The sequence below is a fragment of the Streptomyces sp. NPDC041784 genome (assembly GCF_055591025.1).
In genome coordinates this window covers 24,582-43,423 of the sequence record NZ_JBVJAB010000046.1, presented here as the reverse complement: position 1 = coordinate 43,423, position 18,842 = coordinate 24,582, and the positions used below count along the sequence as shown (strand labels likewise).

General features: G+C 69.3%; 20 protein-coding genes and 3 pseudogenes. 8 read left to right on the top strand and 15 right to left on the bottom strand.

Translation table 11 applies throughout. The features are described from left to right. Positions 1-92: 92 nt before the first annotated feature. Both ACZ6D7_RS44095 and ACZ6D7_RS44090 read right to left on the bottom strand, forming a co-directional pair. Positions 93-407 (bottom strand): annotated as a pseudogene (locus tag ACZ6D7_RS44095) (transposase); the annotation flags it as partial. A 125-nt stretch (positions 408-532) separates the two neighbouring features. Further along, a complete protein-coding gene (locus ACZ6D7_RS44090) occupies positions 533-1,690 on the bottom strand; it encodes an FAD-dependent monooxygenase (protein ID WP_469503744.1) in 1,158 nt (385 codons plus the stop codon). Positions 1,691-1,763: 73 nt separating this feature from the next. Here ACZ6D7_RS44090 and ACZ6D7_RS44085 point away from each other — a divergent pair, with 73 nt between their 5' ends. After that, positions 1,764-2,321, top strand: a complete 558-nt coding sequence (locus ACZ6D7_RS44085) for a TetR/AcrR family transcriptional regulator (protein WP_469302254.1) — start codon at positions 1,764-1,766, stop codon at positions 2,319-2,321. 153 nt (positions 2,322-2,474) lie between these two features. Here the strand turns inward: ACZ6D7_RS44085 and ACZ6D7_RS44080 are convergent, their stop codons facing one another. From ACZ6D7_RS44080 to ACZ6D7_RS44065, 4 genes are all read right to left on the bottom strand, one after another. Next, positions 2,475-2,852: a fic family toxin-antitoxin system, toxin component gene (locus ACZ6D7_RS44080; protein ID WP_469503741.1), complete on the bottom strand. Its 378-nt coding sequence runs from the start codon at positions 2,850-2,852 to the stop codon at positions 2,475-2,477. Then, positions 2,849-3,097 (bottom strand): plasmid mobilization protein, encoded by a 249-nt coding sequence (locus tag ACZ6D7_RS44075; RefSeq protein WP_469503738.1) that lies wholly within the window; start codon positions 3,095-3,097, stop codon positions 2,849-2,851. The genes ACZ6D7_RS44080 and ACZ6D7_RS44075 overlap by 4 nt, the downstream gene beginning before the upstream one ends. A 623-nt stretch (positions 3,098-3,720) precedes the next feature. Next, positions 3,721-4,365, bottom strand: coding sequence for a CBS domain-containing protein (locus ACZ6D7_RS44070; RefSeq protein ID WP_469503736.1), 645 nt, complete (start codon positions 4,363-4,365; stop codon positions 3,721-3,723). Positions 4,366-4,736: 371 nt separating this feature from the next. Then, positions 4,737-4,913, bottom strand: coding sequence for a hypothetical protein (locus tag ACZ6D7_RS44065; protein ID WP_469503733.1), 177 nt, complete (start codon positions 4,911-4,913; stop codon positions 4,737-4,739). A 215-nt stretch (positions 4,914-5,128) separates the two neighbouring features. Between ACZ6D7_RS44065 and ACZ6D7_RS44060 the strand changes: the two genes are divergently transcribed. Both ACZ6D7_RS44060 and ACZ6D7_RS44055 read left to right on the top strand, forming a co-directional pair. Continuing rightward, the gene (locus ACZ6D7_RS44060) at positions 5,129-5,596 is read left to right on the top strand and encodes a hypothetical protein (protein ID WP_469503731.1); all 468 of its coding nucleotides are present in this window, start codon (positions 5,129-5,131) and stop codon (positions 5,594-5,596) included. Further along, positions 5,596-6,738, top strand: coding sequence for a recombinase family protein (locus tag ACZ6D7_RS44055; protein WP_469503728.1), 1,143 nt, complete (start codon positions 5,596-5,598; stop codon positions 6,736-6,738). Before ACZ6D7_RS44060 ends, ACZ6D7_RS44055 begins: the two co-directional genes overlap by 1 nt. Before the next feature lie 269 nt (positions 6,739-7,007). Here ACZ6D7_RS44055 and ACZ6D7_RS44050 read toward each other — a convergent pair whose 3' ends face one another. Continuing rightward, on the bottom strand, positions 7,008-7,436 hold the full coding sequence (locus ACZ6D7_RS44050) for a VOC family protein (RefSeq protein WP_469503725.1): 429 nt from the start codon (positions 7,434-7,436) through the stop codon (positions 7,008-7,010). A gap of 352 nt (positions 7,437-7,788) precedes the next feature. After that, positions 7,789-8,211, bottom strand: a complete 423-nt coding sequence (locus ACZ6D7_RS44045) for a winged helix-turn-helix transcriptional regulator (protein ID WP_469503721.1) — start codon at positions 8,209-8,211, stop codon at positions 7,789-7,791. An 87-nt stretch (positions 8,212-8,298) separates the two neighbouring features. Between ACZ6D7_RS44045 and ACZ6D7_RS44040 the strand changes: the two genes are divergently transcribed. Beyond that, positions 8,299-9,120 carry an NAD(P)H-binding protein gene (locus ACZ6D7_RS44040; RefSeq protein WP_469503719.1) on the top strand — a complete coding sequence of 274 codons (822 nt, stop codon included), beginning with the start codon at positions 8,299-8,301 and terminating at the stop codon, positions 9,118-9,120. A 246-nt stretch (positions 9,121-9,366) separates the two neighbouring features. Here ACZ6D7_RS44040 and ACZ6D7_RS44035 read toward each other — a convergent pair whose 3' ends face one another. Together ACZ6D7_RS44035 and ACZ6D7_RS44030 are read right to left on the bottom strand one after the other, a co-directional pair. After that, positions 9,367-10,245: a hypothetical protein gene (locus ACZ6D7_RS44035; RefSeq protein ID WP_469503717.1), complete on the bottom strand. Its 879-nt coding sequence runs from the start codon at positions 10,243-10,245 to the stop codon at positions 9,367-9,369. 79 nt (positions 10,246-10,324) lie between these two features. After that, entirely contained in the window at positions 10,325-10,555 is a 231-nt protein-coding gene (locus tag ACZ6D7_RS44030; RefSeq protein WP_469503751.1) for a hypothetical protein, read from the bottom strand. Positions 10,556-11,236: 681 nt separating this feature from the next. Between ACZ6D7_RS44030 and ACZ6D7_RS44025 the strand changes: the two genes are divergently transcribed. Together ACZ6D7_RS44025 and ACZ6D7_RS44020 are read left to right on the top strand one after the other, a co-directional pair. Then, entirely contained in the window at positions 11,237-12,154 is a 918-nt protein-coding gene (locus tag ACZ6D7_RS44025) for a hypothetical protein (RefSeq protein ID WP_469503715.1), read from the top strand. 519 nt (positions 12,155-12,673) lie between these two features. Further along, positions 12,674-13,446 (top strand): annotated as a pseudogene (locus ACZ6D7_RS44020) (IS5 family transposase); the annotation flags it as partial. 868 nt (positions 13,447-14,314) lie between these two features. On the opposite strand, the gene ACZ6D7_RS44015 reads toward ACZ6D7_RS44020, so the two are convergent. Then, positions 14,315-15,151, bottom strand: coding sequence for an alpha/beta fold hydrolase (locus ACZ6D7_RS44015; protein WP_469503712.1), 837 nt, complete (start codon positions 15,149-15,151; stop codon positions 14,315-14,317). 533 nt (positions 15,152-15,684) lie between these two features. Between ACZ6D7_RS44015 and ACZ6D7_RS44010 the strand changes: the two are divergent. Continuing rightward, a pseudogene (locus ACZ6D7_RS44010) lies at positions 15,685-16,302 on the top strand (alpha/beta hydrolase). Positions 16,303-16,359: 57 nt separating this feature from the next. Here ACZ6D7_RS44010 and ACZ6D7_RS44005 read toward each other — a convergent pair. Both ACZ6D7_RS44005 and ACZ6D7_RS44000 read right to left on the bottom strand, forming a co-directional pair. After that, on the bottom strand, positions 16,360-16,545 hold the full coding sequence (locus tag ACZ6D7_RS44005) for a hypothetical protein (protein WP_469503710.1): 186 nt from the start codon (positions 16,543-16,545) through the stop codon (positions 16,360-16,362). A gap of 23 nt (positions 16,546-16,568) precedes the next feature. Further along, on the bottom strand, positions 16,569-17,219 hold the full coding sequence (locus ACZ6D7_RS44000; RefSeq protein ID WP_469503708.1) for an ABC transporter ATP-binding protein: 651 nt from the start codon (positions 17,217-17,219) through the stop codon (positions 16,569-16,571). A 75-nt stretch (positions 17,220-17,294) separates the two neighbouring features. Between ACZ6D7_RS44000 and ACZ6D7_RS43995 the strand changes: the two genes are divergently transcribed. Further along, positions 17,295-17,882 (top strand): PadR family transcriptional regulator, encoded by a 588-nt coding sequence (locus ACZ6D7_RS43995; RefSeq protein WP_469503705.1) that lies wholly within the window; start codon positions 17,295-17,297, stop codon positions 17,880-17,882. Here ACZ6D7_RS43995 and ACZ6D7_RS43990 read toward each other — a convergent pair. Both ACZ6D7_RS43990 and ACZ6D7_RS43985 read right to left on the bottom strand, forming a co-directional pair. After that, positions 17,863-18,450, bottom strand: a complete 588-nt coding sequence (locus ACZ6D7_RS43990) for a DUF4232 domain-containing protein (protein ID WP_469503703.1) — start codon at positions 18,448-18,450, stop codon at positions 17,863-17,865. The two genes, ACZ6D7_RS43995 and ACZ6D7_RS43990, sit on opposite strands and share 20 nt — an antisense overlap. Positions 18,451-18,549: 99 nt before the next feature. Beyond that, the gene (locus ACZ6D7_RS43985) at positions 18,550-18,837 is read right to left on the bottom strand and encodes a hypothetical protein (protein ID WP_469503701.1); all 288 of its coding nucleotides are present in this window, start codon (positions 18,835-18,837) and stop codon (positions 18,550-18,552) included. Positions 18,838-18,842: the final 5 nt, after the last annotated feature.

Sequence of the window (18,842 nt, the reverse complement as noted above, 5' to 3'; positions counted from 1 at the left end):
CGCCTCACCGGTGAAACCACAGTCTCCTGGCGCGACCCGACACCACCGGACCAAAACCGCATCACGGGATGAAACAACGGGAGAAAACGACCTCTGAGGGTCCGGATGTGCGACCCGTCCACGGCACAGTCGTCCAGGTCCAGCAGGTCGGCGCTCCGCAGCTCGGCCGGTAGAGCCGCGTGCAGACGTGGCCAGACGCCGGCCTCGGTCCAGTTCCGCAGTCGGCGCCACGCCGTCACCCCGGAGCAGCCCACGGTCTCCGTCGGGACGTCGCGCCATGCGACGCCAGTCCGCAGCACGTACAAGACGCCAGCGAGGGCCACCCGGTCGGGAACACGCAGTCGCCCGGGATAGCGGTAACTGCGCTCGGGAGTACGCGGCAACAGCGGAGCCACCCGCTCCCACAGGTCGTCCGGAACAAGATCAGCACGCGCCCGGACACCCTGCCCACCGTGACCGCCGACGGCAAGACCCGCAGCTCGACTTTGTCTCGGAAGGCGTCTGGTGGTGAGTTGGCGGGACACGAATCGGATCAGCTCAGCTGTGGTGGGACCCAAGCGTGGTGCCGAAGGATCATGTGCGTTGCGGCGCGGGAGGGTGTCAGCCGCATCGCCGTGTTCCGCAGGGCGACGGCCAGTGGGTGGGAGAGTTGCTGGCCCATCCGCCCGGCCTGCCGGGCGGCCCGCGCGACGGCCTGGCTGCGCGGTCGGCGCTCGGCGTCGTAGCGAGCGAGCGCGGCCTTCACGGTGGCCTCGGTGGCTAGCGCGGCGGCCAGGGTGACTGCGTCCTCCAGCGCCTGGCATGCACCCTGTCCGAGGTTGGGGGTCATCGCGTGTGCCGCGTCGCCGAGCAGCGCGGTCCGGCCGACCGTGTACGAGGGGAGCGGTGTGCGGAGTTCGTTGACGTCGTGGTGCAGCACGGCGGCGGGCCGGGTCGCGTCGAGCAGGGCGGGTATCGGCTCGTGCCAGGTATGGAATCGTCTGCGCAGTTCGTCCAGTGGGTCGGCGAACCGCGTCCCGGCGGGGAGGTTGAGGACGGCGTGCCACTCGGCCCGCCCGTCGTGGAAGGCGATGTGCCCGAACTCGGCGCCGTGCCCCCAGGTCAGCTCAAAGTCGGTGCTCAGGTCGACCGCCTGCTCGGTGATGGCGCGCAACACCGTCGAGCCGCTGTAGACCGGACCGGGGTGGGCTGGGAAGAGATGGCTGCGTACTTTGCTGCCGATGCCGTCGGCAGCCACTACCAGATCGGCGTCCAGGACGGTCTCACCGCAGCCGACTCGAACCGTCCCAGGGCCGGGCTGCTCGACCGAGTCCGCCTCGGAGCCCATCAGCAGTGCCTCGGCGGGCAGGGAGTCGCGAAGCAGTCGGTGCAAGGTGGAGCGGGGGATGCCCATGATCGGTGTGCCCACCGCCTTCTCCAGCGCCGAGCCGTCCATCCGGGCCAGCCAACCACCCTGTGGTGTGCGAGTGCCGCCGTTGTACTGGCCTCGCGAGGCATCCCGTACCGCGTCGCCGACGCCGAGTTCATCCAGTGCCCGCAGGCCGTTGGCGGCCAGTGAGATGCCCGCCCCCGCGTCCTCAAGCATGGAGGCACGCTCGACGACCGTCACTTCCCATCCGATGCGGCGCAGTCCGATCGCGGCGGCCAGCCCGCCGATGCCCCCTCCGACCACCACTGCCGTGTTGCCCATACCGAAGCCCTCACCCTTCTACATCTGTAGAAGGGTGACTCTATCTGAGGCTCTACAGGTGTAGAAAGGAGTCATGGCTTCGGATCGGCGCACCCTCCTCGCGGACGCGGCTCTCGACGTACTTGCCGACGAAGGGGTCCGCGGCCTGACCCACCGTGCGGTCGACCGCAAAGCGGCCATGCCGCCCGGCACCACGTCTGCCTACTTCCGCACCCGGGCCGCGCTGCTCACCGGTCTGGTCACACGCCTGGTCCAACTCGACCAGGCGGAACTGCAAACGATGGCCGAAGAGCTTCCACCTCTGCGCACCGCCGAGGAACTGGTGGACGGCATGGTGCTGCTCGCCCGACAGCGACTCACCGGCGAGGGCCGCCGCCGCTCGCTCGCTCGCTACGCCTGCGCCGTCGAGAGCGTGCGTGACCGTGAGCTGCGCGAGATCCTCGTACCCCGCGAGAACGCCGGCCGTGATGCTGTCCGGCTGTTCCTCGCCGCGCACGGCGTGACGGACGTCGAGAATCGCAGTCACATCCTGCTGACCTGCATCGACGGACTGGTCTTCGACCGGCTGGTGAGCGGCGGCGAAGTACCGCGCGAGGCCCTCGAAGGCTTGGTCGCCGCCGCCCTGCGTTAGGACCCGGGCATCCACGGTCCCCCTTCGAACTGGCCTGCAGCCTCATCTGTCCGGCGCCGCCCACGCGCTCATTCTGAAACGATCAGTAAGCCCTCCGACGCACACGAAGGGGGCCCGGCGCCGTCGAAACGGCACCGGGCCCCACTGCACTGCTTAGCTGCGGGCGGTCCAGCCCTTGATCTCCTCGGCGACCAGGCGCACGTCCAGGCCGTCACGGGCGATCCGCTCGGCGAGGTCCGCGGCCTCCTTGGGTGACACCGTCACCACCGACCCGGACACCGTCAGGTACGAGGCGGCGACGACCGCGCCGAACAGGGCGTTGGCGTGCTCCAGCCCGGGGCAGCGGATGAGCTGGTGCATGAGCGCGGCGGCCCGGTGGTGCACTTCGGTGTAGACGGGGGTGTTCATCACCTTGTCGGCGTGTCTGGCGACGGCGGCTTGGAGCGTGCCGAAGTCGCGGACGTCCGGGTCGCCGGGAAGGCTGCGGTGGGCGAGGTCGAGCAGCCAGGCGCGGTCGATGTGCAGGATCACGCGGCGTGCCCGTGCGGCTCGTGCTTTGCGGGTGCGGGGTGGCCGAACCGCTCGGCGAAGTGCTCGCCCCACTCCTCGGCGAAGTGCGCGCCGGCGTTGAGGAATCGGTGCCGCAGGTCGCTGCCCTCGTCGGCGAGCACCGTACGGGCGTACTCGGCCACGTCCATGCCGACCGCGTGAGCGCGCTCCTCGATGGTGGCGTACTCGTCTTCGTCCACCCGTACGTTGATCTGCTTCTTGGCCATGCAGTCAGCGTAGCGGGTTGTACACGTCGCTACAGCAGCACGGGAGAAGTCGTCGTGCAGCGCGGTTCACATGCTGACGGAGCCCGCCATCGGCGCGGGCATGGCGCAGCCGAGATGGCCGTTCGGGCCGACGGGGGCGGGGGCGGGCCTGCGGTACCTGCCGGGATGAGCACAACGGGCCCGGGGGCCGGCCTGGTCATCGGCTTGCGCGCGGGGCTGTCGCTGCCGGTGCGCGCCCCTCCCTTGCGGAAGGTCTCGATGGCCTCCACGGACGGGGCGCGCGCGGCCGCCTCAGGGACTGCGAGGATGAGGTCATCGGCCCCCCTTCGGGGACCGCCTTGTCCCGGTCGCTGTGGACGTCCGAGGCCCGTGAGGTACCACGGAGCCGACGGCCTGCTGAGCGCCGCCGAGCCCGAGCGCCGCAGCGATCGCGCATCCACGAGCGTCAGGTGGCGTCGTCCCTGCCCGCTCGCGCCATCTGCGAGATCGGTCTTCATCGCAGACGATGCCGCAGTGAGGTGTACGCATTTAACCGCGACAGGCTGAGATGGCCGGTCACTCACCGCTACATGTCCGTCTGCCGTAGCTATACGAGCAGACCCCCGACTCCCGGGGCAGAACACTTAGCCCGTCCGGGCGGCGGCAAGGTGGGCGTCCACGGCGACGACACCGTCGACGCCCTGGCAGAGGCCCACGACCACCGGAACGAGGCGCGGTTCCGGGACGTGACCCCGAAGGGTGACGACCCCGTCCCGGACCTCGACCGCGACGGTGCCCTCGTCCAGGCCGAGGATGCGCCCGAGGACGTGCTGCTCGACCTCGCCGCGGATCTCGACGTCGGAGCGGATGAAGGCGTCGAGCAGGTCACTGCGGGTGACGATGCCGGTGAGGAGCCCGTCGTCGCCGACCACCGGCAGCTGCTTGACGTGCCGCCTGCGGAGTTCCCGTGCGGCCCGGGGGATCGTCCAGTCGGCGCGGGCGGTGAAGACGGGGCTGCTCATGAGCGCGCCCGCGGTCCGGGCCCGGGCCTTGCCCCAGGCACGCTCGTCGTTCCCGTCCTGCCTCTGCGGCTCGGGCATGCCGGCCTCGTGCCGCAGCACGTCGGACGCAGACACGACACCGACGGGAGCACCGTCGTCGTCGACGACCGGGGCCGCGACGATGTCGTTCGCGTCCAGCAGGACGGCGACCTCCTGGAACGGTGTGCTGGGGCGGACGGTGACGACATCCTCGGTCATCACGTCACCGACCGTGCGGCGGTACAGCATGGCATCGGCCTCCTCCGCTGTGCGACGGGGCGACCGCGATCGGTCCGCTCGGGCGGACCACGCGCGGCGCGGCGGCCTCCGCGCCCCTGTCGGCTCGTCCACGCCGTCTTCCCTACCCATGACAGCACCGCGCCGCTCCGGCGGCCAGTGACGTTCGGCCTGGCGGGGAGGGCCGGCGGTCCCACGGCCAGGAGTGCGACCGAGTGCGCGGTAGATGCTGGCGACGCTGGGCGCCTGGCCCTTGCCCTTGTTGATAGGGATGATCAGGTCACCCCCTGGCCGCTCACTCAGCGTCATTGAGCTGCGGGCTTCAGCCGCGCATACGCGACGCTTCAACATGCGAGCTCACCAGTCTCACACCCGTTTACTAGTTACCAGCGGTGCAGGTCCTTGCGTAGCTGTTCGTACCAGGATCGTCGGCGCTGGTCAGCGTCTGACGGATTCTCGCCGAGCGCGACGACCTGGTCGGTGATGTCGTAGGTGAGGCGATACAGCAGAACCTCGGTGGCGGTCTCAAGCCACTTCTGTGTGGACTCGGCTGATGTCACCGCCGGACCGGGCTCGGGCAAGACGGCCGTGCTCGGGCTGATCGCCGTCCTGTCCCATCCCGAACACCGCCTCACCGTCCCGACCCGCTCCCTGGAGCTGTCCGAGCGTCTGATGCCGGACGTGGGCAGCGTGGACGTCGCCATCTACGCTCAGAGCCTCACCAACGGCGATGTCCTGGCCGGACTGGCCGCCGCGGCCGGCCTGAGTGAACACGGTGGGGGAATTCCTCCAGGCCCTCGAAGCGCTGAAGCGTCCGCGGCCCTTCACCGCCCTGATCGATGCACTCGATGAGGCGACCACCCCCGACAGCCTCTGCTCACAGATCGTGCAGCCACTGATCCAGTACGGAAAGGGGAGTGTCCGGCTGCTGCTCGGCACCCGCCCCTATCTTCTGGACTGCCTCGGCCTCGCCTCTGCCATGCCCGCCTACCCTGAGCAGGTCATCGATCTCGACGACCGCCGCTACGCGGATCCCAAGGCCCTGCAGATCTACACGATCCGCAACCTCCTGGACGCCCAGCCCGACTCCCCCTACCGACAACACCCCTCCGCTCTCAGGGGAGTTGCTCAGGCAGTGAGTGAAGCAGCCGGGAATTCCTTCCTCGTCGCCCGCATCACCGCCAGCACCCTCGCGGCCGCCGGCAGGAAATCTCCGGCCGCCCCTACACCAACGCCGATCTGATGTGGCTGCGCCGCAACGCCGGCGCCTACGTCGTCGAAGCCACCAAAGCCGGCCGCTCCGCCTACCGCCTCTACCACCAGGCCCTGGTCGAGCACCTCCGCGACGGCATCGACCACACCGGCATCCACGCCGCCTACATGAACATCCTCATCGAGGCCGTTCCCTACTGCGCCGACGGCACCCGCGACTGGTCCCGCGCCCACCCCTACACCCTCACCTACCTGGCATTCCACGCCACCGCAGCCGGTCACCTGGACGAACTCCTCGACCACCACGGCTACCTCGTCCACGCCGCCCCCCGCTGTCTCACCCCCCACCTGCACCACGCCCGCACCCAACCCGCCCGCCAGACCGCAACCATTTACCGCTCCAGCGTGCCCCTTCTGGTGCAAGCCACCACTGACCAGCGTCGTCAGATTCTTGCCACAGGCGCTGCGAGTGCCGGAGCGACCAGCCTGCACGAGCGCCTCGCCCATGACATTCCCCCAGGTGCCTGGACACCACGCTGGGCCACCGGCGGCCTCTCGCACCCAGCCCTCCGCGACACATATACGGGGCACAGCGCCGTGGTGACTGCGGTGGCCTGCACGGTGCTGGACGGCACGCCCCTTGCCGTCACCGGCAGTTACGACGGCACGGTGCGGGTGTGGAACCTGGCCACCGGCCAGCAGATCCGCGAACTTTTTACCCTCGTCGTCCCGTCGCTGGAGCGGCTCGGCCGTTCCATCCAGGACCTCATCGCGATTGTGTCCGGCCTGCGCAAGCGTGGCGTCGGCTTCACCTCGCTGCACGAGGCGCTCGACACGACCACGCCCGGCGGGCGCCTGGTCTTCCACGTGTTCGCGGCGCTGGCGGAGTTCATCCGCGAACTCATCGTGCAGGGCACCAACGAGGGCCTGGACGCCGCTCGTGCCCGCGGCGCCCGACTCGGCCGCCCGCCGGCGATGACGGAGGAGCAGGTACGTCACGCCCGCGACCTGCTCGCCCGCCCGGAGAACACCGTCACCTCGATCGCGAAGCTCCTCGGCGTCTCCAGGAACACGATCTACAACTACGTGCCTGAGCTGAAGGGCGGTCGCCTCGCACTTGCTGAGGCGACGAGCACGCCGGAACTGCCCCAACCCACCAGGTCCGAGGACTGATCACCGCCGTTTGCGGCTGATGACACGGTTCTTACCGGCACGACGGCCGTGGGTTCAGCGTGACTGAGGGACTTTCACCGGGAACCCACGGCGTCTTCGGCAGGCAGGCTCGGAAGTGCGGTGGGTTCGTCGCTGCTGTTCCGGCTAGGGCCGGAGCTTCCGTGCCTGCGAGTCGAAGCAGTTGAAGACCATCGACCTGACAGGTCGGGGGCGGTTCTTCGTCTTGGCCCATGGGGGCAGAACGAGGACACGTTCGTGGGCCCCTCAGCTCAGTCGATACAGAACTCGTTGCCCTCGATGTCCTGCATCGGGATGCACGAATCATTGCCGTCATACAACGTTTGCACGTGTACCGCGCCGAGCGGGACCAGTCGTGCGCATTCGGCTTCAAGTACGGCGAGGCGCTCTTCACCCACGAGTCCAGTGCCGACCCGGACGTCAAGATGCAGCCGATTCTTGGCGGCCTTGCCTTCGGGGACGCGCTGGAAATACAGTCTCGGGCCCACACCTGAGGGATCTATGCAGGCGAACCATGAATCCCGCTGCTCAGGTGGCTGCGAGCGCTTGAAATCGTCCCAAGTGGCAAACCCCTCTGGTGGCGGCGGTACGACATACCCCAACACCGCGCACCAGAAACGAGCGAGGCGCTCAGGTTCTGCGCAGTCGAAGGTGACTTGGAACTTCTTGATCGATGACATCGGTCCACCGTAGTGGCGCGTGCTGGCACCGAGGTTCCGGGGTTTCATCGCCGTGCGGGTCGAGGTCTCGCGTGACATGAGTAGCGCCAACAGACCAGGTCGCCTGAGCCGACGAGCGAATCGGACCAGATCACCTGTGACAGGGGCCGATTAGCATGAGACGAGACAGTCGCCACTGAATCAGCAGATACTCATTCACCCTCGGCGGCCTGCTCGATCTGGTTGTCACGTCTCCAAGGATCTGGTCCCCGTCTCAGGTGATCTGGTCCGATTCACTTGTGGTCTCAGATGATCTGGTCCGGCGACTGCCCCATCCGTAACACGTGTCCGGTATGCGGCGTGACGGTTGCCGTTAGCGGATGTCGTGGTCGGGGTGGGCCCGGTCGTACGCATGCCGCGCCTCAGCGATAACAGCACGGTGAGTGAGGGACCAGTCGGCAAGTGCCTTAACGAGGTGGGTCAGGCCGGCCCCGGTCGCGGTCAGACGGTAGTCGACCTGGGCAGGGACCGTCGGGTACACAGTGCGTAGCACGAGGCCGTCGCGTTCGAGCCTGCGCACGGTGAGGGTGAGCATGCGCTGGGAGATGCCGTCGATGGCTCGCTGCAGTTCACGGAACCGGCGTGGCCCGCCCGCGAGTTCGACGATCACGAGCACCGACCACTTGTCCCCGATACGGTCCAGGACGTCGCGGATGCCGCAGTCGGGATGGTCCTCGCGTCCGCAGGGGTCGAGGTCGGCGGGGGTGGTGGTTACCCCGGTGTGCGTGAGTGACATCAAACTGCCTTCTTGTGGCCGGTGGGCGTGCGGTCAAGGATCAAGCGTAGTTACTGATGAGAACCACGACGGAAGACTGCGATTGACATGATCTTGGTGACCGGAGCGAACGGGAACCTCGGCTCGGCCGCTCTCGCGGCGCTGCGCGCCAGCGGCGTAGTCGCGACGGGCGGCAGCCGGACCCCGGACGAGGGGATGCGGCGTGTCGACTTCGACGACCACATGAGCCTCGACCTCGCCGGAGTGTCAACCCTGGTGCTGATCTCCGCCGGCTATGCCGAGGACGACCAGGTCGTCGGGCGACACGCGGCGGTCCTGGACACCGCCGTCAGGGATGGCGTCCGCCACGTCGTCTACACGAGCCTGACCGGTGCCGGCGACCATCTCGGTTTCGCGCTCGCGCACCGTGCGACCGAACGCCTTGTGCGGGAGAGCGGATTGCCATGGACGATCCTCCGCAACGGCCTCTACGCCGAACTCTTCGGCGGTCTCCTGATGTGGGCCGACGACGGAGTGGAGTCCGCGTTCGGCGGTGGCGCCCTGGCCGCGGTCGCGCGAGAGGATCTCGCCGATGCCGCGGCGATCGTTGCGGCGAATCCGGCACGGCACAGCGGGCGCATCTACGACCTCGTCGGTACGCCGATCACGGCAATGCAGGTGGCCGACCGGCTCGGGGTCCCGCACCGCATCATCAGCCTGGGCGAGTACCGGCGCAGGCTCCTCGGCGAGACCCCGGGACTGCTGCCGTTCCAGCCGCCGATGCTCGCCTCGATCGCCACTGGCATCCGGCACGGCTTCCTGGACGGCACCTCCCCCGACCTCGCCGACCTACTTGGCCGTCCAGCCCGTGATCCACTGGCCACGGCCGTTGCAGTCGCCTCCGCCGCGAGACCGGAAGCAAGTGTTTAGCAGCGGGCGCCACGCGCTCGGCGACGAACTGAGTCCTCCCGGCGATCGTGGCGGGGTAGCGGCTCGCGGCGGTGTGGGACATGTTGAAGACGAGGGCGAGGTGCAGCGGGTCGGCGCCGACGGTCAGCGCCTCGTGCAGTACCCGGTCGCCGCGGATGCGTTCTAGGTAGACGCCCCGGTGCAGCAGGTGCCGCTTGAGGAATTCGGCACTGACGGGCTCGCTTCCCAGGGCGGTCTTCGCGTTGATCAGAACGTGCCGGTTGGGGGTCTTCGGCCAGCTGACGCGACGCTGGGTGAGCCAGGCCAGCAGGGTCTGGTGGGGCAGTTCACCGAGCCGTTGGACGTGTCCGGCGATGGTGATCCGGCGGTTGGGAAGGCAAGGTCGTCCAGGGTGAGGTGTCGGATGGCCGTAGCGTGGGCGGCATGGACGGCGGCTAGGGCGACGATCAGCCGTTGCGCCGGGGTGAGGCGATCTGCTGGACGGCGAGTACCTCGGCGTCGGTCATCGGCAGGAGGCTGCGCGGGATGTCTTCGGTCTTGAGCCGGGTGGTGGGGTTGGCGAAGATCAGACCGCGCTTCTTGGCGAAGCGGGAACAGTGAGCGAAGTGCGGCGATGGCATTGCGACGCTGCCATCCGCGCAGGGGTGACAGCGCGGCCGTGACGTCGGCGACGGTGATCTCGCGCAGGTGCCCACGGGTCGTCGCCCAGTTCTCCAGCAGGGGTCGGACGCAGCCGAAGTAAACGTAAAGGCAGGTGCGGGACCGGGGCTTGGCACGCCTGTCGCCGTCGAGCAGGACCAGCAGCCAGGCGCGGACGTCACTGGCGAAGCCGGCGGGCAGTTCGCCGGTGCGGTCGTCGATCCAGGAGCGGATCGCCAACGCGCTGTCATCTTCCAGAAGTTCCAGGTCGATGAGGACCTCGGCGACCCGACGGCTGGAAGCATGTCGCGGTATTCGCGCACGGACTTCGGTGAGCTTCACGGGCTTGCCAGGCGGACGGCCCTCCAGCACCGCCGTCAGGCCGTCCATCGCGCACAGCACGAGTGACGGCGACCATCCGTTGGTCTCGCCGAGCTGCTTGGCGTGGGCCGCAGCCGACCGCAGCGCGGGGTTGTCCGAGGTCAAGGCGGGGTGCTGCCAGCGTGGCGGGGGTGAGATGCCTGCCTTGCGCCGGTAGTAGGAGCCCAGGCCCCGGCACTTGTTGTCACAGTACGCCCGGTCTCGCCGAGACCCTTCGGGCAGCGGCATGCCGCAGTGCACGCAGGTCATCGCGGTGGCAGAGACCTGCCGGTGCGAGGACGCGGGGCGACGGCGCGCGGCTGGCCCACCGCCGTGGCCTGTGAGTGGTCGCCGGCACCGGCTCCGGCACCTTCTCCGGCTCGGGCAGCAGCAGTTCCTCGACTCCGCATCCGAGCACGGCGCAGATGACGTCCAACTCATCGAGCTTGACGGTGTTCGGCTGGCCGGACCACAGGCCCGACAAACACTCTCAGTCGCGCCAGGGAGCTACGGACGAACACGGAACTCGGGGACTATTGCTCACCCCACTCCGTGTAACGGTCGCGAGCGGTTGATGCGAGGGCCCACTCGCCCTCCACGGTGGGGCCGTTGGCCACGAACCGCAGCCGGGCGAGATACCTGGTCTCCATCGGGGTCTCCTCCCGCTTCATTGTCGACCCCGGCGGGCGAAGGACGGCAGACAGCATCGCATCGGTTCCGAGGCCTTACCTCACTCGTACGCGGCGGCTCGAAGGGGCGGGCCCTGTCGTCGTCCGGGGGTCGAAGGTGGGCTGTGGCGGCGGCGTCATCGCCCAACTGCTCAACCCATTACGAACGGAGCCGGTAGGAGGCACTGCTACGGCGGCGAGTGAGGGTCAGCTGCCGAACGGGGCTACCTCACAGAGTGCTGCGCACCGTCGGGGGGAAGGCGGGACGGCAGCAAGGGAGGCGGACCGCCTGGCACGGGAGATCGGCGCCCGCATCCCGTCGACGGACTGATGAGACATGACCGCGGCTTGTGGCTGGATTCGTCGATGTCCCCTTCCCCGCCTCTGGATCAGGGGGTATTCCCTGGACGAGATGCGGGGCGGCCCCCAGGCAGGGAAGGGACACTGCGATGACCCATGCGGAGAGCTATGGCCGAAGAGACCTGGGGAGTACCGCCCCCGGTGAGTCGGCCGCCTGCGGCCAGGCGGAGATGACCTCGTTCGACGAGGTGTACGACCAGCCGGACCCCAGGCACTTCTTCCGTGTCCTGGGCCACTGGGACTATCAGACGCCTCACCATGCACAGGGGGTGTTCCGGCGCGTGGCCGCCGCCCGCACGCGAACCGCCCGCGCCTCCGCCCCGGTCACTGTGCTGGACATCTGCTGCTCGTACGGCATCAACGCGGCCCTCCTCAACCACAACCTCACCCTGGAGGATCTCTATGCCCACTACACGTCCCCGCAGGCCGCAGCGCTCACCACGGCGGAGCTGATCGAGTGGGACCGTGCCTACTACGCGGCACACCGACGCCCCGACGCGCACCGGGTGATCGGGCTCGACATCGCCGCGAACGCCATCTCCTACGCGCTCGCCGTCGGCCTGCTGGACGAAGGCTTCACCGAAAACCTCGAAACGGCTCCTCCCACCCCCGCTCTCCTGCGCGCCGCGCAGCCAGCCCTTCTGGTCACCGTCACGGGCGGAGCGAGCTTCCTGTCCCCGCGCACCTTTCAACCACTCCTCGCCGCCGCCCGTGAACCGGTGTGGATCGCGGCGTTCGTTCTGCGTACCGGCTCCTACCGCCACCTCTCTGACGGGCTGACACCGTACGGCCTCATCACCGAGAAAGCGGCTGCTCCGACCTATCCGCAACGCCGCTTCACCAGCGCGCAGGAGCAGCGGTATGCCATCACCGCGGTGACTGCCGCCGGCGAGGACCCCCGGGGCAAGGAGACCGACGGCTTTTTCCACACGGCCCTGCACCTGTCACGACCGGCGAAAGACGCCGCAGTCCATCCGCTCACCACGTTCACGTCGGAGAGCGCGTAAGCACACTCGCACCGACCCGGGTTGTCCGCTCGGTTCGGTTCAGGTGAGGCAGGGCGCGGGGCGTGCGTGCCCGAGCAGAAGGCCGCCGACTGGCCGTGTCGGCCGCGTTCGGCCCTAGCTGGGCGCGGTAGTCGAGGCCGATGTCGCCTGCGACCGTGTCGGGCGATGGCGGCACGCAGTCTGCCGGCATCGCGCCCGTCCCGGTCTCACCCGGGCCGCCGGCGGCCAGGGCGGCGCCGTAGGCGATCGCGACGTGCTCGACCGCCCTTATCGCGACGCACAGGACGCGGGCTTGGTGCTCGGTGAGCTCGTCGCCAGCGTCGACTGCGAGCGAGGGGCGATCGTCGCGAGCACGACGAGCGCGGCTAGCAGTGCGAGGTTTTGGAACAGGTGGGGCATCACTGCCTTTCCTGGGCCGGACGACGGTCGTCGGCCTCACTTCTTCCGCCGAGAAGCAGGCGTTTTGCAGGACGGAATCGCGAAGTGAGACGCACGTCACGCAAGTGCGTCCCGGGCCCGCTGATTCAAGGCCGTCTCGCTCCTTGCGGTCGCTGCGCGGCATGGGACAGCATCACGTCACCTGTTCGCACGCTTGTGCGATTTAGGGTTATGGTGGATACCTCGGCCGGCATGCGGGTCAGCGAACAGACCCTGGCCGCGCTCGAGGAGGCGGCCTCGCAAAAGGGGGAGCGCCCAGGGAACAAGACGGGCAGGACGGCGAAAGCGATCCGGTCGGCGCCGAACGCCGACGCATCCGCCGCAGGCGGAGGACCCGGCTGAAGGCCGCTCTGCTCGGCCGGTCCCGCGGCGGGCTGACCAGCAAGATCCATCTGGCCGCCGACCGGCGCTGCCGACCGATGGCCCTCCTTCTGACCACCGGGCAGGCCGCCGACAGCCCCCAGTTCGTTCCGGTGCTGAGCAAGGTACGGGTCCGCCTGCCCGTCGGCCGTCCCCGCACCCGGCCCGCCGCCGTGGCCGGCGATAAGGCCTACTCGTCTCGCGCCAACCGTGCCCACCTGCGCAAACGCCGCATCAAAGCGGTCATCCCGGAGAAGAAGGACCAGGCCGCCAACCGCAGAAAGAAGGGCAGCCGGGGTGGCAGGCCCCTCACCCACAACGCCGATCTCTACCGCGACCGCAACACGGTCGAGCGGGCCATCAACAGGATGAAGGACTGGCGAGGCATCGCGACCCGCTACGACAAAACGCCCGAGACCTACCTCGCCGGACTCCATCTCCGCGCAGCAACCATCTGGATCAGCAGCCTCCTGAAGCCCACTGATCACAACTGAAGACAGCCCCTAGCGGTCGAGTCGTCGCGGGGCTCCGGGCGGCCAAGTTCTTTGAGCCATCCAACGGCGACAAGCTCACAGCCATACCCAGAACCCCTGGGCCCGCTGATCTTACGAATGACCAGCTCAGACCACGCTTGGAAGGTAGGACAAGCTCATAGCCTGTTCCGCCCCGAAGAGGAGGGATGGGCTGTTCGTCATGACGCTCGTTTGACGCTCTGGGCGCCCACAGGCGGGACAGCGAGCCGAGAAAATGGCCTCTGCCCTGGCCTTTTCTGCGGCTCGCTCAGGCCGACACCTTTCCGATGACGCATCATGTGGAGTGCGTGGCGATCGTGGAGCCTGTCCGAGAGGGCATCTGACGCGTAAATAAGACCTGGTCAGGGTGGGTGCAGGCAGGGTTGGGTGCCCGGTGGCCGTGGTGGGCCGCCGGGTGTCGGGGCTGTCGGTCAGGCCGCGTTCTCGATGCGCTGACCGACGAGGGGCAGGCGACGTCACGGTCTCCTTCCTTCGCGGTATCCCCGCGGCCAGGGGCCACAGTGGGGGACTTGGGACGCTGAGCGCTCAGGCCGCATCACTCGGTCAGCTCGTGAGCGAGAGAGCCGGGCTCTCTCGCTCCAACGCGGGCTTCGCGGCCGCAGTCATCGAAGGGGATGCCCTGGTGGGCAAGCGCAGGGCTCCGGAACGGTGCGTCCTCCTCTTCGCCTCCCGACACCGGTGGCCGCGGGTGCCTGGCTCCACTCGGACGGCCGGCGCCGCCCACAGCAGCGGCACGTGACCGCGCGAGCGCTGTCGGGATCCCCGTCCCCGGCGATCGCGACGGCAGCCTCGAGCCGCAGGGCCGCCCGGCGGCCCTGCGGCTGGGGGGTCACTTCGCCAGGAAGGCGAGGAGCGCGGTGTTGACCTCCTCGGCGTGGGTCCACAGCAGGCCGTGCGGGGCGCCCTCGATCTCCACGTAGTCGGCGGCCGGGAGCGCCTTGTGGAAGGGGCGGGCGGTGCCCTCGACGGGCAGGATGCGGTCGCCCGTGCCGTGCAGGATCAGGGCGGGCACGTCGACGGCCGGGATGTCGGCGCGGAAGTCGGTGTACCAGGTCGACGGCGCGGCAGCGGCGGCGAAGAAGCCGCCGCCCGCGGCGATGTCCCAGCTGCGGCGGACGGCCTCCTCGCTGATCCGGGTGCCGAGGTTCTCGTCCAGGTTGTAGAAGTCCTGGTAGAAGGCGGTGTAGTAGGCGTAGCGGTCCGCCTTGACGGCCGCGACGACACCGTCGAAGAACTCCTTCGGGGCGACGCCGTCCGGGTTGTCGTCGCTCTTGAGCAGGCAGGGTTCCAGCGACGCCAGGAAGGCTACCTTGGCGACCCGGGCGGTGCCGTAGGCGGACACGTACCGGGCGACCTCTCCGGTGCCCATCGAGAAGCCGACCAGGACGGCGTCGGTCAGGTCGAGGGTCTCCATCACGGTGTTGAGGTCGGCGGCGAAGGTGTCGTAGTCGTAACCGGTCGTCGGCTGGCTGGACTGGCCGAAGCCGCGGCGGTCGTAGGTGATCACGCGGTAGCCCGCGTCGAGCAGCACGGCGCTCTGCCGCTCCCAGGAGTGGCCGTCGAGCGGGAAGCCGTGGATGAGGACGACCGGCTGCCCGGTGCCGTGGTCCTCGTAGTAGAGGTCGATGCTGGTGGAGTTCTCCTGGCCCACGGTGATGTACGGCAAGGTCTCGTTCCTTCGTCCGGAGTGACTGGCCGCGCAGGACCACGCACCGTCTCGATGAGGCAGGGCGCTGCACGGACGGCATCGGCCCATCGGCGGCCGACGTCCGTGCGTTCGCGGCGGGGATGGCATCACGCTAGGGCGAGCGTCTCGCCGCCTGTTGTCCTCGAGCGCACCCCTTCTGGCCTGGAAGTGCCATGAAGGGGGCATGTCCCGGCCCGCTGCTGCGCACGGGCTCCGAAGACGTCCGTCACTCGCACCCCTCATGGGCGCGAACAGGCCACAGGTGGTGCACCAACAGAGAGGATGCCTTCACCGGCCGCGCTCAATGTGCTGTTCAAGCCTGCGTGGCCCATCACCGGCTCGGACACCGCCTGCGCCGGTCCGCCCGGCGAAGCGCCTCGGCCGAGGCAGCGTCCCCTTCTCCTGGCGCCACTCGCTCCCAGCACAGGCCGGACCGACCCCGACCTCCCGGCCGCGCCTTCGCCGACGCGTCCAGTTTCGCCCGCGTCATCCCCGAACTGGTCGCCCGTGGCCTGGAAGTTGCGGCGCCGGCGGTGCCCAACCGCAGCCTGCTCGGCGACTCCGCCTACATCGCCTCGATCGTCCGTGACATGACCGGTCATCCTGGTCGGACACTCCTACGGCGGTGCCGTCATTCACCGTCGCCGGAGTGGAGGACGACGTCAGGGCGCTGGTCTACTGGCCGGCTACGCCCTGGAGGAGGGCGAGAGCCTGGGCGAGCTGCTGGCTTCCCCGACTCCGACCTCGCCAACGCGCTCGTCCACGCTCCCTTCCCGATCGAGGGTTCCCCCACTCCCGGCACCGACGTGTCAGTCCGGATCGACAAGTTCCCGTCCATCTTCGCCGGCGACGTCGCCCCCCGCCTCGCCGCCGTCCTCGCCGTCTCCCAACGTCCGCTTGCCGCGCGGGCCTTCACCGAGAAGGCGCCGAAGGCGGCTTGGAAGACCAAGCCCTCCTGGGGGCTGGTCGCTGCAGCCGACCGCACCATCAACCCCGATGCGGAGCGTCACGGCTACCAGCGAGCCGGCATGACCACCGTGGAGGTCGACTCCTCGCACCTGGTGATGCTCGCCTACCCCGAGCGCGTCATCAAGCTGATCGAGGAGGCCGTCCGGGCCACCGCCCACTGAGTCGGCCTGCCCCTCGAGCGGCTGCCGTGGGCCTCGGCCCCGCAGGCCGGCAGCCGCTCATCCTTGACGCGGACGCTCCAGGAGTTGTCCCCCTTTTTTGTCCTCGTTGTAGAACCAGCACACCGCGTACTTCTTGTCTCCGTCGATCTCGTGCTGGAGGTCGGGCCAGATGGTCTCGGCCTCGTTCCACTTGTCGTACGTGACGATCGGGTTGCGGGTGAGGTAGACGTACTGGTCGGCCATCGGGTAGCTGCCCAGCCCCGCCTTCAACGTCGGCGTGAGGCGCAGGAGTTGGGCGGGCGCGTCGCTGTCGCGGAAGGCGGAGACATCGACCGGGACCGTGCTCTGCACCATGAGGTAGCCGATGTTGGCAGCAGCAGGGTCATGCCGTAGCGCTCGCGTAGGGAGAGCAGCAGGTCGATGATCTCCCGGCCGGTCGCGCTGTCGAGGTTGCCGGTCGGCTCGTCTGCGAGGAGCAGGCCGGGACGGTTGATCAGCGCCCTTGCCGTCGCGACCCGTTGCTGCTGGCCGCCGGAGAGTTCGGACGGCAGGGCGTCGGCGCGGGCGGCGAGGCCGACGGCCTCCAGGAGTTCCGTGGCGCGGGCCCGCCGGTCGAAGTCCACCCGGCGGGGCAGCACGGGCGCGAGGACGTTGTCCAGCACGGTGAGCGCGGGCAGCAGGTGGAAGCGCTGGAAGACGAAGCCGATCCGGCGCCGGTGCGCGTCCAGTCGACGTGCCGTCAGCTCTTCGCCGTCGACCTCGATCGTCCCATCGTCCGGTCGGTCCATGCCGCCGACCAGGTGCAGCACGGTGGACTTCCCCGAACCCGACGGGCCGGTGACCGCGACCGCCTCACCGTCGCCGATCTCCAGATCGACGGCGTCCAGGGCGACCAGCCCCGGATACCTGCGGGTCACGCCTCTCAACCTCACACTCACTGCCGCTCCTCCTGCATTGTGACAATGCAGGAGTACATTGTCACAATCCAGGAGGTGTGTACATTGCCGCTGCACCACGCCGTGCTCGCCCTGCTGACCGAGGGAGAGAGCCACGGTTACGAGCTCAAGGGGCGCTTCGAGGAGGCCATCGGCCCGCAGTGGGGCGGCCTCAACATCGGCCACCTCTACCAGATCCTCGACCGGCTGGTCCGCGACGGATTCGTCACCCGGTCCCAGGTGGCGCAGCCGGACCGGCCCGACAAGACCCTCTACCGGCTCACCCCGGCCGGGCAGGAGGAGGTACGGGACTGGGCCACCAGCGCGTGGGTGCGCACGGGCGGGTTCCGCGACGAGCTGTTCCTCAAACTGTTCGGCGCCTGCGCGCTCGGCGCCGAGGCGCTGGACGCGTTCGTCGCGGCGCAGCGCCAGACCTACCTCTCCGAACTCGCCGGGCTGACCCGGCTGCGCCGCACCCACACCGGAGACCCGCTGGTGTCGCTCCTCCTCGACGCGGCCATCGGCCACACCAAGGCCGACCTGGAGCTGGTGGATGGCGCGGCCGAGCGGCTCGCGCCGGTGGCCGGGCGGGGCGCGGCGGCGACCGACGGCGACTCCAAGGAAGTCAGCCGTCGCCCGGCCTGAGCGGGCTCACCTGCGGGACCGACGCCTTGCCCGTGTTGGAGACCTTGCCGCCGCTCCAGGCCACCTTGATCGAAGCGGTTTCGTCGGGCGGGGTGACGAAGACGGCCGCAGGCGTCACGGTGGTCACGCCGGTGGCCGCCGGATTGGTGAACGTCAGCGCCGACCACGCACTGGCGCCGGGCTTCAGCGTCACCGTCGGCTCCTCCTGGCCGGCCCGCTCGGGATCCGGCGTGACCGCCTCGCCCGCGCCGTCGACGAAGGCGATGCCGGGGAAGCCGTAGACCGTGCAGTTACGGCCGGAGACGTTGGTCAGGACGATGGCGAGGTTCTCCTGACCGGCACCGGGATCCTTCGGACCGATGGAGGCACGCAGCTCTGCGGTGCGGCAGCGGGCGGACGGCGCGGTCGTCGCGGGAGACGCGGAGGGCCGCGTCGGGGCCGCTGACGTCGCCGACGCACTCGCCTTCGGGGTGGTACCGGCGACCGGGCCGCTGCCGGTGGCACCGCCGCCCTTGTCGGAGCTCGTGCATGCGGTCAGTACGACGGCCAGGGCCCCGGCCGCTGCCAAGGCCAGGGGGGCTCGACGGCGTCCGGGGTGTCTCGGTTGGCTGGGCAAGCTGCTCCTGACTCGCTCCGCGCGGCGGTCCGGATCACGAGGCCGCCTCGGTCAGGCTAAGGAGGAGCCCGGCAGAAGGCTTGACCGTCTGCGCACGGGCCGGGGCCTGGCAGCGCACGGGCCGGCCACCGCCCGGCCGCCTCCACCACGACTGTCCCCGCCCGGAGCTCGGCCACGGTCGGCCGCCTCGTCCGGTTCGATGAGGACGGTGCCGACGCCGGGGGTGCGGGACCACGCGTTGGACCGGTCCCGCCAGTCCACGATGCCCGCGCCGAGTCCGGTCATGCAGGTCTGCCGCTGGGCGAACACCATGTCGACGACAGTGGGTTCGCCGCCCATGAGCC